The following is a 13678-nucleotide window of genomic DNA, read 5'->3' on the forward strand; positions in this document are numbered from 1 at the left end:
ACTTAGAGTTCTAAAGTCCGAAGTATTAAATGTCCAGCTTTCAGAATTTTGACCTATGTTTCCATTTAGCATGATTGTCGTCGTAGTCCCGCCGATTACTTGTCTTCCTGTGAGTGTGCCAGTTTGTCCGGTAATGCTGGCAGTTGCATTTACAGCCCCGCCAATGTCGTCACTTTGATGGACGTATAGATAAATTTGGTCTGGGCCGTTAGCGCCAAAATATGTCCCAACGAGAGCACCCATAATCGTATTCCTTTTCAGATGGTTAAAAGACTGATAAGTGTGTGTTTGATAATTCTCAGTGCTGCGTACGGAAGCCTAGGGGGTTTAATGGATTACCGAACCTGTTAAAGTTGACAGTTTTTTATAATTAAAATGCATTATTGTTATAGCTAATAAAAAACGGAAAAGGAAAAGCGGAATAAAAGGGGACAGATCTGGGACAGATCTATTTAATTGTCCCCTAGTACTTCTATTCGAGTTGTTTCGCAGGCCTGCCGCGCGCTCGATGCGATATTCGCAATCCAGTGATTTGTTCAATCTCGTCTATAAATCGAGGATTGCCCGTCAATCGGCCGCGCTGGTGGGCGCCTCTGATCAACTGCATTTTGAGGAAGGAACCGCCTGTTCCATAAATGAGGTATAGCGAGCAAGGCGTTCGGAATGGGTTTACCGAGTTCGTTGAAGCAAAGATCTTCATCCAGCCAATGGTCGTCTGCGGTTTCGTTGAGGCGCAGGTGCAAGCTCGACCGAGGGTAATCTTGCGCATGCTGAACCATTTGCGCTCGCACCGGGTTTAGTTCGATGTATCGACTACAAGCCAGCAAATAGGTGTCTGTTTGAACCACGCTGGATTTGTATCGACTCTCCCACAAGGTGCCGGAGCGTCCCTCCAGCAACGCGTCATGCGGCCCGCCAGGCCTTTCATCAATTGCCCGAGACCCGCAGCGGAGTCTCCCGGTGCTAGCAACAGATGGACATGATTGGTCATCAAGCAGAAGGCATAGACTTTGACGTCGAATAGCGTTTTGAGCTCTCGCAGATCTTCGAGGTAGCGCTTGAAGTCTTCTGGTTCGGCGAACACAGCCTGCCTGTTGTAGCCGCGTTGCACGACATGATGCGGATAATTAGGCAATACAATTCGTCCCATCCTGGGCATATAGCCTCCTACTTCCTTGTAGTGATGGGGGAAGCGTAGCAGCAAATAGACGTGCTCCTGCCGGAAAGCTGTTTCAAGTGTTTTTCTTTAAAGTTATATCTGTTATCGCAAAGGCGTATTAAAAACTGTCATTTATTACAGGTGACTTAATGCTGGCTGCTACCTATTGTTGAAGGCGCAACCCAGAGTTAAGTGGATTAATAAATCTGTCCCCTTTCTCTCTTTATTGTCTTTTGTCCCTTTATAATATTTGGTCTGGAGATTAAGGTGAATTATGAAAAAAATAACTGCAATGTTTTTTGTAGTAATGAGTTTGTCCGTCGCGAGCGGATTGGCTCTTGCTAATGATACAGCTCAGCGCGCATCTTATGACTCCATAGGGCGTTCTTCAAAAACTGTATTTGCTGCTGAATGCACTAAGGAGAATTATAATCCTGAAAAATGTAATAAGAAGTAGTAGGCTAAATTGATCTGCCTCGAGCTGATTATTTTCATCTCAAAATGAACACAAAAAATCAACCACGTGATGGAGTACGCAATTATGAGTACGAAGGATCTAAAGCCAGATGGTAAAAAGCCTGCACCTTACACAATACCTGTACCACCCCTTTTGGGTGAGAGCGAAAACGGCAAAAAACCTGCCCCCTTCACACTTCCGAAAGAATCCAGGTAGAAGTTCGTCCAAAAAACCCGCAGTAAATGCGGGTTTTTTATTGCCTGTCGGCTACTGAACTGTGGGTGTTTCAAACCCGCGCTGTTCAATCACCCGAAACACATCATGCACATCCCGGATCAGGATCAAGGCGATGTTGGTGACGGTGTTGATGTCGTTCTCGGAGTAGTCGGGGAGGCTGGTGCAGGCCATGAGGTTGAGGTATTTGAGGGCGGCGTTGAGGCGTTCGCTGACGCAGTTGTGGAGTTCGCGTAGCGGGGCGTCGCTGTCGATGAGCAGGACGGGGTACTCGGTGGCGAATTGGGACATGGGGGTGAAGCGGCGGGGCGGATTGTTCATTTTCATAAGTAAATCTTCCTCGAATCCAAAAGAAGAGCTACTGCCGTTCGCTGCGAAACGAAATGGGTGGTAGCTGTGAGCGGGTTCGCAGACCAGGGATACGAGGAACCCGGCAGACCCGGAGGTCTCCCACACACAGCCACCATAAAAAAGGAGGACGGGTGCTAGTGCGCCCGTCATTTTCGAGGCGCTAGGTTACTACACGTATCGTTAGGGCTGCGAAACCCTATCGCTAACGATGTCAGCGACAGGCCCACTCTAGGCCGCGATTCGGGTGGCTGCAACCGGGCTGTAGGACGCCTTTCCGGTCATGTGGCTAGACGGTTTGGTCTCGTTCGGTGGGGTAGCGGCAATAATACCGGGCACTGCGGTGTGTCTGAGGAAATTGCGTAGCAGGGTTTGGGTCTGCTTCGCAGCCCAGCGGGAGCAAGCTCCCTCGCCACGATCGGAGGAGTCCTACGAGGTTTTCGGACGCTGGGATTTGTAGCAGCGGTCGAGCTGGCGAGGCTGCGTTCGGCTCACCGGTCGCGTTCGGACGCAGCGGTCGTAAATCTGACACCCCATTTATTCAGGAAGACCGGGTTCATCGGGCTTGCGAGGACTTCGTCCTCGGACGCAGCCTCGCAGGCTCGGCAGCTGCTACAGAGATCAAGTTGTTCTTGGGAGCGTTCCGGAGTGTGGGGGGTTATCTGTCGTGATCAATATCCAGCTTGCTGAACGTCACTTTCCCGCCTTCGCTGGTGTACCCGGTGTTGTCCTGCACATACGCCCCGGCCTTGAAGTACAGCGGCTTGACGCTCCAGGTCTTGCTGATTTCGGTGTCCCACTGGTAGCCCGCCGCACTGATGCCCAGCGCGCCGCCTGGGCTCAGGTGGATGAGGTAGTTGAACTCCCGATCCAGTTTCACCCCGGTAGCAAGGGTGATTGTCCGTGCGTCATCGTCATCAGGGCGCATACGAACCTTGGCGACGATGTTGCCTGACTGCGTGCTGGTCGAGTACTGATACTCGAGCTTCACCATGGGCTTCTGGCTTTCATAGGCGTGGATCTGGCCAATGACGATCTTGCCCGAGGTCGGTACCTGGTTCACCGCCAGGGTGGCACGCAGGGAGTTGTCGGCGTCCGGGTAGCGCCAGTTTTTCAGGGTGCCATTGCTGTAGGTTTCGCGAAGTTCGGTGCGGGGATACTTTGCGTTTTCAGTTGTAGAACCGGTGACCGGGGTCCAGAAAAACAAGGTGCCGGTGTCGGAGTGGAAGTATTTATCCTTGAAGCCATCCACCAGTTTTGACGTTTCAACGGTGTACGGCGGATTGCCGACGGGAACGCTGAGGTTCCAGGTTGCGAGATCGATCATAGACAAAAGCTTCCACGGATTTTTTTGCTGCACGCACGTGCCAGAAGCTCTAGCACGCACCTTGGGGGCAATCCTTATAATCGCAGGAGTTCAATTTGTTAATGCGTAAATGACAAACGGGTGACGTCAAAATCCTGTTAAAAGGCCATCTTTCCCGGTTTCAGGGGCCTGTGGCGTCGACCGTTAGTCGGCAAATGGACGCTTTGGTTAAATGATGGCGTACTGATAGCTTCTGCTTTTGCGGAACCCGGTCTAGAGTGAAGGCTTAGTATTTGTCCGGTTTTCACGAGAAACCGGCCTGACGTCCCGCATAAGAGAAGCAGCATGGAATGCGCGCAACCCACGCCAGCTGAAGGCCCCTCAATTCTTTTAATCGTCGATGATTACCCTGAAAACCTGATCAGCATGCGCGCGTTGTTGCAGCGCCAGGACTGGCAGGTCATGACCGCCGCCTCGGGCTTCGAGGCGCTCAGTCTGTTACTTGAACACGATGTCGACCTGGTGCTGCTGGATGTGCAGATGCCGGGCATGGACGGTTTTGAAGTGGCGCGCCTGATGCGTGGCAGCCAACGAACCCGCCTCACCCCGATCATTTTCCTTACCGCCAACGAACAGTCCCAGGACGCCGTGATCAAGGGCTATGCCAGTGGTGCGGTGGATTACCTGTTCAAACCGTTCGACCCGCAAATTCTCAAACCCAAAGTCCAGGCGCTGCTCGAGCATCAGCGTAATCGCCGTGCGTTGCAGCGCCTGAGCCACGATCTGGAGGTCGCACGCGCGTTTAATGCTTCGGTGCTCGACAATGCCGCCGAAGGCATTCTGGTGGTCGGTGAGGACGGTCTGATCCGCTTTGCCAATCCGGCGATGTCGCGGTTGCTCAATGCCACGTTGCAAGACCTGCAAGGCAAAGAATTCCTGGATTTCCTGCAAAATCCGCACATCCCGATCTGGGGTGACTCCGAGCTGTTCGCCGGTTACAAACGTGGCGAAACCCTGCGACTGCATGATGCATCGCTGCGTACGGCACCCGGCCAGCAGGTGCCCGTGGCGCTGTCTTGCGCACCGTTGCCCAGCGAACAACAGGCGATGGTGGTGACGGTGCTGGATATGTCGGTGGTGCGCCATCTGCATCAGCAACTGGAGTTCCAGGCCGTTACTGATCCATTGACCGGGCTGCTAAATCGTCGCGGCTTTTACCAGACGGCGGAAAACCTGCTGCTGCGTGGCGACCGCTCCGACAGCGCCTGGGTGCTGCTGTATCTGGACCTCGACGGCTTCAAACGGGTCAACGACTCCCTCGGTCACGATGCCGGCGACCGGGTGCTGCGGTGGGTGTCCGAGCAGTTGAAGGCCTGTCTGCGGCCCTTCGATATTCTGGCGCGCATGGGCGGTGATGAGTTCACCGCGTTGCTGGATCTGGAGTTCCCCGAGCAAGCGGCAAAAATTGCCGAGAAGCTGATTGAGCGGGTGTCGATCTGTCAGCAGATCGATGGTCTGGATATCGCGTTGGGCGCCAGTATCGGCATTGCGACGTACCCGGATTGCGGTTCCAATCTTGACGGCTTGCTGCGCGCGTCGGACATCGCCATGTATGAAGCCAAACGCGCCGGTCGTCAGCAATATCGTTACTACGATCACGAAATGAACGGCCGGGCACGCTCGCGACTGATGCTCGAAGAAAGTGTGCGCGCGGCGATCGAGAACCGTGATTTCAATTTGGTGTATCAACCTCAGGTGGCCATTGCCAATGGGCAGATTCGCGGGTTCGAAGCGCTGATTCGCTGGCAGCACCCGAGCGTCGGCGATGTACCGCCGGGGCTGTTTTTGCCATTGCTGGAAGAGGCGCGGTTGATCAGTCGCCTGGGCAGCTGGATCTATCAACAAGGGGCCAGCCAGCGAAAAGCCTGGGAATCCTTGTTTGCCGACGATTTGGTGCTGGGCGTCAGTTTGAGCAGTACGCAGTTCGGCATGCCCAATCTGGTCACTGAGTTGCGCCAGGTGCTGGAGCGCCATGGTTTGCAGGCGCGTCATCTGGAAGTCGAGGTCACCGAAGAGGCCTTGATGCAAAACCCCGAGGAAACCCGTAAACAGCTGCGCCTGCTGCGTAACCTGGGTGTGCGAGTGGCCCTGGATGACTTTGGTTCCGGGCCGTGTTCGTTGTCTCATCTGCGGGATCTGGAGTTGGATACGCTCAAGTTCGACCGGCATTTGATTGGCCGGCTTCTGGAGTCCTCACGCGATGCGGCGCTGGTGCGCAATGTGATCGAGCTGTGCAAGGAGTACGGGATGCTGGTGATTGCCGAAGGGGTGGAAACCGTTGCGCAATATCGGTGGCTGCAAGCCAATGGTTGCGAGTACGTGCAAGGGTTTCTGGTCGCGCGGCCGATGATGGCCGAGGACGTCGGCGACTTTGTGCGGCCGTTCGACTGGAACACGCTGACCGGCTGAATTCGCTACACTGGCGACCTTTTGGTGAATCGTGTTGCCGCCCCAATGACCGCGTTGAAATACCTCCAGGCCTATCCCGCCGCGCTGCAGGACCAAGTGCGCCAGCTGATCGCCGACGGTCGGCTGGGCGATTACCTGAGCCAGCGTTACCCGGAAAAACACCGGGTACAGAGCGACAAGGCGTTGTACACCTATACGCTGGACCTCAAGCAGGAATACCTGCGCAACGCTCCGGCCATCGATAAGGTGCTGTTCGACAACCGCCTCGACCTGACCCACCGCGCCCTCGGATTGCACACCGCGATATCCCGGGTGCAGGGCGGCAAGCTCAAGGCCAAGAAAGAAATTCGGGTTGCGTCATTGTTCAAGGATGCACCTGCCGAGTTTCTGAAAATGATCGTGGTGCATGAACTGGCGCACTTCAAAGAGTCGGATCACAACAAGGCGTTCTACAAGCTTTGCGAACACATGTTGCCGGGGTATCACCAGGTGGAGTTCGATGTGCGGGTGTACCTGACGTGGCGGGATATGCAATAGAGATCAAAATATCGCAACCGGGAGTGTTTAGATGGATGTAAGCAAGACCAAGAGCAGCTTCTATCGTCGGTTGTACGTGGCGTACCTGATTGATAGCGGGTTGGCCAGTAGCGTCCCGGCGTTGACCGAAGTCACCGGCATGCCCCGGCGTACGGCGCAGGACACCATCGCAGCATTGGCGGATCTGGACATTGTTTGCGAGTTTCAGCAGGAAGAGGGTGCGCGCAACCATGCCGGGCGTTATCGGATTCGAGAGTGGGGGGCGATAGATCGGGGATGGATCGAGCGCAATCTTCGGCAGATCAAAGCGGTGCTTGAGTACCCCTGATTGTTGGATTCGCTTTAGATCGCCCCCTCACCCCAGCCCTCTCCCCAATGGGGAGAGGGGGAAAGGGAGCAGATCTTCAAGCCTTTCGAATCCTGAGTTCGACTCGGTAGTTCAAGTCGCCAATTTTCTACATAACACATCGGCCAGTCCCCTCGCCCCTTGGGGAGAGGGTTAGGGTGAGGGGGTGATTCCAGAGCCTGTCGCAAGTCTCAAACCCGGCGCATCCCGATATGCGGAATGTCATCCTCGAGAAATTCCTCGCCCGCCACCACAAATCCGTATTGAGCGTAATACCCTTGCAAATGCGCCTGGGCCGAGAGATAGATCGGTACTTCAGGCCAGCGCTTTTCAGCCTGTTTCAACGCTTGCGCCATCAACTCATGCCCAAGCCCTGTACCGCGCGCTTGAGGCGCAATGATCACCCGCCCGATCACCACGTCGCCACCCTGCAACTCCGGGTCGAGCAACCGCAGGTACGCCACCAGCCGATCCCCGTCCCAAGCCATCAAATGGCAGGTGTCACCTTCCAGATCCTGGCCGTCGATGTCCTGATAGACGCATTTCTGCTCAACGACAAACACCTCTGCACGAAGCTGCAGAATGGCGTACAGCTGCTCTTTGCCCAGATCGCTGTGGTGTTTGCAGACCCAATCGATTGTCATCTTCACACTCCTTGAACATCGTCGCTCCGATACTAAGCGCCCAGGCGAAAGATGTCTGTATGGCAGAGAAATCTGTGACAAAGGCCAAAATGCCATCATTCATTTCGCTCGGCCTTGTCTTGTTTGTGTAATCTGGGATGAAGCGCCGTCGGGCGTCCCGCCCGCTAAGGATTTTCTAGCATGCCGCGATTGCATCGAGCCTTTGCTTTGAGTGGGTTGCTGTTGCTGACTCAAAGCGCGGCAGCGGAAAAGCTGCGATTGGTCGCCGATGCCTGGCCGCCCTTTACCGACGCCACGCTGGTCAACGGTGGGTTGGCCACAGACATCGTCAGCACAGCACTGGCCCGGGCCGGTTATGCCAGTGACTTTGAACAAGTGCCGTGGGCGCGGGCCTTGCTGGGGGTAGGCGAGGGTCGATACGACGTGTTGGTCAACGCCTGGTACACCGAAGATCGTACGAAACTTGGCCAGTTTTCCGGCGAATACCTGCTCAACCGAGTGCGCTTTCTCAAGCGCAAAGACACGCCGATCGAATACAACAACCTGCAACAACTGCATACCTACCCGATTGCGGTGGTGCGCGGTTATGCCTATTCGCCAGAGTTCGATGACGACGTATCGCTGCAGAAAGTCCCGGTGCACAGCTTTTCCATGGCGGTGCGCATGGTCGCCGCCAACCGGGTCAAATTGACGCTGGAAGACGAATACGTCGCGCGTTACTACCTGGCCCGGGAATCAGCCAAGGTGCGCAATGCCGTGGAGTTTTTGCCCAAGCCATTGAGCGAGAACAGCCTGCACATCCTGGTCAGCCTGAAGAACCCCAGGCATGAACAGATCGTCGCCGGTTTCGACCGCGAGATCGCGGCAATGAAAGTGGATGGGAGTTATCAGCGGTTGATGAAGCAACATGGGATGTAAGCTTTGTGGTGTTGCTGATGGCCTCATCGCGAGCAGGCTCGCTCCCACAGGATTTAGGTAATCCCTGTGGGAGCGAGCCTGCTCGCGAAGGGGCCGGCCCCGACACCGCAGATCTCAAACCTCACTCGTTTCCTTGATGAGGTGCGCTGCCAACGTCCGCAATGGCCCAAGCTGACGGCACATCAATGCCAATTGCGTCTGCACCAGCCGTTGGCCTTCATCAAGTTCGTCCGGCATCTGTTCCAGCGTATTGGCCAGTGCCTCTTCCTCATCGCTTTGAATCGCAATCGGCAGTTTGCTCGCCAACCCTTGGGCAATTTCATCGATGCTGGCGGCCAGTTTCACCCCGGCACCGTCGATCAAATGCTCGCGCACGTCGGGCGGTAGCTGGGTTTCCCGGTGTGCGCCCAGTCCGGACAAATAACTGAGCAAGGTGTGCGACAGCACCAGGAAGCGGAACCCGACATCCGCCTCCTTACGGAAATGCCCCGGTTCCATCAGCATGTTGGCGAGCGTCGTCGACAGTGCCGCGTCGGCGTTGTGCGCATTGCGTCGGGCCAGGCGATACGCCAGGTCGTCGCTTTTGCCGGCGGCGTATTGCTGCATGATCTGGCGCAGGTAAATGCTGTTGCAGGTCAGGGTGTTGGCCAGCACTTTGTTCAGGCGTCGGCCCTGCCAGTCCGGCAGGAACAGGAACACCGCCAGCCCGGCGATCAGGCTGCCGAGCAAGGTATCGAACAACCGCGGCAGGAACAGCCCGTAACCATCCCCGACCTGGTTGAAGCAGAAGAGCACCATCAAGGTGATCGCGGCCGTCGCCAAGGTGTAGCGGGTGGTGCGGTTGATAAAGAACACCACGCCGGCGGCGATTGCGAAGCACGATTGGACCAAGGGATTCGGAAACAGATCGAACAGCGCCCAGGCCACGGTCAGGCCGATGGCGGTGCCGATGATCCGCTGGCCGAGTTTGCGGCGGGTGGCGCCGTAGTTTGGCTGGCAGACAAATAGCGTGGTGAGGATGATCCAGTAACCCTGAGACGGATGGATCAAATGCACCATCCCGTAGCCGATGCTCAGGGCCAGGGGCAAACGCAGTGCGTGACGGAACAGCAATGACGTCGGTGTCAGCTGCGTGCGTAACCGAATCCACACGTCCTTGAGGCTGCGGGGCGAACGGTCGAGCAGGCTGCTGTCGGTGGCGTCCGCCAGGGCATCGGGGTTGCTGGCGTCGCTGAGCAAACGATCGAGCGTGCCGAGATTGGCCGCCAATGCCCGCAACGAACGCAGCAATCCGCGCCACGCCGGATTGCTCTGAATGCGTAAGTGTTCGAGGGAGGCGTGCAGATCGCTCAGGGCTTCGGCGAAGCTCGCGTCGTAGATGAACGGCTGGCGCATCTGAATCGACTCGGCCAGCGCCCGGCAGGCCTTGCCTTGTTGGCGCAGCAAGCGCTGGCAGCGGAACATCACATCGCTGTGAAAGAAGGCATCGGCGAGGGCGTTGTAAGGGTAGTGCGAGGAGCTGGCGCGCTCGTGGATGTCCTGAGCGAGGAAGTACAGCTTCAGGTAACGGCTGAGTTTCGAGCCCGGTCGACCATTGCCGACCCGGTGCAGGATGATTTCCTTGGCGGCGTTCAGTGCCGCCACGACACGACCGTTTTGCTGCGCCAGTTCCAGTCGACGCGCTTCCACGTCCATCTGCCGGATCGGCTCGAACAGCGACGATTTCAGCTTCAGGTAAAAACCCAGTTCACGGAACAACCGCGCCAGGCTTTGCTGCACCGGCTGATTGGAAAACATCGCCTGCCACAGCACCGAGAGCAAGCCGTACCAGGCCGCACCGGCCACCAGCAGCACCGGTTCGTGCCAGAAATCGGTGACTGCACCGCCGCGCTGGTCCACGCCGATCATGGTGTAGACCGACAGAATCAACGTCGCCGAGGCAATCGCGCCATAGCGTTCACCCAAGGCGCCGAGCATGGTCAGGCCGAAACTGGCCAGGGCCAGGGCGATGACAAAGACGATGGGATAGGGGAAGAGCAGTTCGACGGAGAGGGCGGCGACGCTGAAGCACACCAGCGTCACGGCCAGTGCGTTAAGGCGGCCTTGCCAACTGTCGTCGGTCTCGGCCAGGGCGCTGGCGATGATCCCGAGGAACAGCGGGATCAGCAGCCCCATTTCATCCTTGTACCAACACAGCGCCATGCTGCCGGTCAGGGCGATGAATACCCGCACGCTGTAGCTGAATTTATCCAGCGCCCAGAGGCGACGCAGAGACTGACTAAAGGGGGTCGATGACATGAAGTGCGAAGGCCTTCCGAGGCAATGACGCTAAATTGAGCCAGTAATGACGCCGACGCAATGGCGCCGATCACATCTGACAGCAAAATCTGTTCCTTCCCTGGCGAGCCTTCCCTAAATGTAGGAGCTGAGCTTGCTCGCGATGACGGATTAACATTCAACAATGATGTTGGCGGTCAGACCGCTATCGCGAGCAAGCTCGGCTCCTACAGGGGGAAAAGATAACGCGGTCGATCAGACGTATTGCGCGGCAGCGTAGCCGGAGGCCCAGGCCCACTGGAAGTTGAAACCGCCCAGATGCCCGGTGACGTCGAGCACTTCACCGATGAAATACAGGCCGGGGCTTTTCAGCGATTCCATGGTCTTGGACGACACCTCGTTGGTATCGACGCCGCCCAATGTCACTTCAGCGGTGCGATAGCCTTCAGTGCCGGCCGGCACCACTTTCCAGCTCGCCAGTTTGTCGGCGATGTCGGCGATTTCCGCGTGGGTGTACTGCTTCATCGGTTTGGAGACGAACCAGTTGTCTGCCAGCAGGTTGGCCATCTTCTTGGTGAAGATTTCCCCCAGCAGGGTTTTCAGCTCGCTGTTCGGACGTTCGGTTTGCTGTTGTTGCAGCCAGCTCGGCACGTCGTGGTCCGGCATCAGATTGATCTCAACCGTGTCGCCGGATTCCCAGAACGAAGAAATCTGCAAAATTGCCGGACCACTGAGGCCGCGGTGAGTGAACAGGATGTTCTCGCGGAAACTCTGGTCATTGCAGCTCACCAGGCAATCCACCGACGTACCGGACAGTTCGGTGCAAAGCTCCTTGAGCTGATCGGTGATGGTGAACGGCACCAGCCCGGCGCGGGTCGGCAGCAAGTCGTGGCCGAACTGTTTGGCCACCTGATAACCGAAACCGGTCGCACCCAGCGTCGGGATCGACAAGCCGCCCGTGGCGATGACCAGGGATTCGCATGTGATCTGATCGAGGGTGGTTTGCAGCAGGTAGCCGCTTTCCATTCTCTCGATGTGCTGGATCGAGGTGTCCAGGTGCAGGCTGACGCCGACCTGATCGCACTCGTTGAGCAGCATTTCAAGGATGTCGCTGGATTTGTTATCGCAGAACAGCTGGCCGAGTTTCTTCTCGTGGTACGGCACGCCGTGTTTGGCGACCATGCCGATGAAATCCCACTGGGTGTAGCGGGCCAGGGCGGATTTGCAGAAGTGCTCGTTCTGCGAGAGGAAATTGCTCGGTTCGGTGTACATGTTGGTGAAATTGCAGCGGCCACCGCCCGACATCAGGATCTTCTTGCCGGCCTTGTTCGCATGGTCGAGCAACATCACCTTGCGCCCGCGCCCGGCGGCGGTCAGCGCACACATCAAACCTGCGGCGCCAGCGCCAATGATCACGACTTCGGTAGAGCGCAAAACGGTGTCCTCTCTGTTTCACCACAAAACTAATGTGGGAGCGAGCCTGCTCGCGAAAGCGGTGTGTCAGTCAGCCTATAGGCCGACTGACAAATTGCATTCGCGAGCAGGCTCGCTCCCACAGGGGGAGTTGCGCTGTTCTTACAGGATACGCACGCGCAGCGAACGGCCTTTGATCTTGCCGTCATTCAGACGCTGCAAGGCTTGCTTGGCGATTCCGCGTTCAACAGCCACATAGGCCTGGAAATCGAAAATCGCGATCTTGCCGACCTGAGCGCCCGGAATACCCGCATCGCCCGTCAGTGCGCCAAGAATGTCGCCCGGACGCACCTTGTCTTTACGGCCAGCGCCGATGACCAATGTGCTCATCACCGGCAGCAGCGGTGCGCCGCCCTGGGATTTGAGGTTGTCCAGCTGATCCCAGCTCAACGGCGAATTCTGCAGTAGCTCGATGGCTTGGGCGCGGTGCGCTTCGGACGGTGCGACCAGGCTGATCGCAATACCTTTCTCACCCGCACGACCGGTACGGCCAACACGGTGGATGTGGATTTCCGAATCACGGGCCAGTTCGACGTTGATCACCATGTCCAGCGCATCGATGTCCAGACCGCGCGCGGCGACGTCGGTAGCCACCAGCACCGAGGTGCTGCGGTTGGCGAACATGGCCAGTACCTGGTCACGGTCACGCTGTTCCAGATCGCCATGCAGGCCGACGGCGGAGATGCCTTTGGAGGTCAGGTGATCAACGGTTTCCTGCACCTGCTGCTTGGTGAAGCAGAATGCCACGGTGGACGCCGGACGATGATGCGCGAGGACTTTGACCACGGCGTCCATGCGCTCTTCCGGGGAAATCTCGTAGAAGCGCTGCTCGATCTGCGTGTCGTCGTGGAACGCCTCGGCCTTCACGATCTGAGGGTTGCGCATGAACTTCGCGGCCAACTGCTTGATGCCCGTCGGGTACGTGGCGGAGAACAGCAGGGTCTGGCGACGTTCCGGGCACTGGGCAATGATTTCTTCGATGGAATCGTAGAAACCCATGTCGAGCATGCGGTCGGCTTCGTCGAGGATCAGCGTGTTCAGACCATGGAGAATCAGCGAACCCTTGCGCAGGTGCTGCTGAAGGCGGCCCGGGGTGCCGACGATGATGTGCGCGCCATGCTCCAGAGAGCCGATCTGCGGGCCGAAGGATACGCCGCCACACAAGGTCAGAATCTTGATGTTGTCTTCGGCTCGGGCCAGACGACGGAGTTCCTTGGCGACCTGGTCAGCCAGCTCACGCGTCGGGCAGATGACCAGCGCCTGGCAACCGAAGAAGCGCGGATTGATCGGGTTCAGCAGGCCGATACCGAAGGCGGCGGTCTTGCCGCTGCCGGTCTTGGCCTGGGCGATCAGGTCCATCCCCTTGAGGATCACCGGCAAGCTTTGCGCCTGGATCGGCGTCATCTCGGCATAACCCAAAGAGTCGAGGTTAGCCAGCATGGCGGCGGACAGCGGCAAAGTATTAAAAGCGGTGGCGATGGTGGTCACGGGACTGGCCTGCAAAACAAAA

Annotated in this window: 10 protein-coding genes and 1 pseudogene; 4 read left to right on the plus strand and 7 right to left on the minus strand. The window is 57.1% G+C overall.

Annotation, left to right across the window (positions count from 1 at the left end):
- Positions 1-472: 472 nt before the first annotated feature.
- The 3 genes and pseudogenes from ACYZUA_RS04585 to ACYZUA_RS04595 all read right to left on the minus strand — a co-directional run bounded on the left by ACYZUA_RS04585 (position 473) and on the right by ACYZUA_RS04595 (position 3525).
- Positions 473-1159 (minus strand): annotated as a pseudogene (locus tag ACYZUA_RS04585) (transposase).
- 724 nt (positions 1160-1883) lie between these two features.
- Positions 1884-2177 (minus strand): fructose-bisphosphate aldolase, encoded by a 294-nt coding sequence (locus ACYZUA_RS04590; RefSeq protein WP_461962234.1) that lies wholly within the window; start codon positions 2175-2177, stop codon positions 1884-1886.
- Positions 2178-2856: 679 nt separating this feature from the next.
- A complete protein-coding gene (locus tag ACYZUA_RS04595; protein ID WP_461962235.1) occupies positions 2857-3525 on the minus strand; it encodes a polysaccharide lyase family 7 protein in 669 nt (222 codons plus the stop codon).
- Between the two features lie 324 nt (positions 3526-3849).
- Here ACYZUA_RS04595 and ACYZUA_RS04600 point away from each other — a divergent pair, with 324 nt between their 5' ends.
- From ACYZUA_RS04600 to ACYZUA_RS04610, 3 genes are read left to right on the plus strand one after another with little or no spacing between them, the layout of a single operon-like run.
- The gene (locus tag ACYZUA_RS04600) at positions 3850-5973 is read left to right on the plus strand and encodes a putative bifunctional diguanylate cyclase/phosphodiesterase (RefSeq protein ID WP_461962236.1); all 2124 of its coding nucleotides are present in this window, start codon (positions 3850-3852) and stop codon (positions 5971-5973) included.
- A 45-nt stretch (positions 5974-6018) separates the two neighbouring features.
- Positions 6019-6510, plus strand: coding sequence for a M48 metallopeptidase family protein (locus tag ACYZUA_RS04605; protein WP_008151965.1), 492 nt, complete (start codon positions 6019-6021; stop codon positions 6508-6510).
- 31 nt (positions 6511-6541) lie between these two features.
- A complete protein-coding gene (locus tag ACYZUA_RS04610) occupies positions 6542-6838 on the plus strand; it encodes a winged helix-turn-helix domain-containing protein (RefSeq protein ID WP_008151963.1) in 297 nt (98 codons plus the stop codon).
- 209 nt (positions 6839-7047) lie between these two features.
- On the opposite strand, the gene ACYZUA_RS04615 is transcribed toward ACYZUA_RS04610, so the two are convergent.
- Positions 7048-7500 carry a GNAT family N-acetyltransferase gene (locus ACYZUA_RS04615; protein WP_461962237.1) on the minus strand — a complete coding sequence of 151 codons (453 nt, stop codon included), beginning with the start codon at positions 7498-7500 and terminating at the stop codon, positions 7048-7050.
- A 180-nt stretch (positions 7501-7680) separates the two neighbouring features.
- Between ACYZUA_RS04615 and ACYZUA_RS04620 the strand changes: the two genes are divergently transcribed.
- Entirely contained in the window at positions 7681-8418 is a 738-nt protein-coding gene (locus ACYZUA_RS04620) for a substrate-binding periplasmic protein (RefSeq protein ID WP_461962238.1), read from the plus strand.
- Between the two features lie 114 nt (positions 8419-8532).
- On the opposite strand, the gene yccS is transcribed toward ACYZUA_RS04620, so the two are convergent.
- From yccS to dbpA, 3 genes are all read right to left on the minus strand, one after another.
- Positions 8533-10716 carry a YccS family putative transporter gene (yccS, locus tag ACYZUA_RS04625; RefSeq protein ID WP_461962239.1) on the minus strand — a complete coding sequence of 728 codons (2184 nt, stop codon included), beginning with the start codon at positions 10714-10716 and terminating at the stop codon, positions 8533-8535.
- 234 nt (positions 10717-10950) lie between these two features.
- On the minus strand, positions 10951-12129 hold the full coding sequence (locus ACYZUA_RS04630; protein ID WP_461962240.1) for a BaiN/RdsA family NAD(P)/FAD-dependent oxidoreductase: 1179 nt from the start codon (positions 12127-12129) through the stop codon (positions 10951-10953).
- A gap of 141 nt (positions 12130-12270) precedes the next feature.
- Positions 12271-13656: an ATP-dependent RNA helicase DbpA gene (dbpA, locus tag ACYZUA_RS04635; protein ID WP_461962241.1), complete on the minus strand. Its 1386-nt coding sequence runs from the start codon at positions 13654-13656 to the stop codon at positions 12271-12273.
- Positions 13657-13678: the final 22 nt, after the last annotated feature.

This window comes from Pseudomonas sp. LS2P72 (assembly GCF_054897865.1).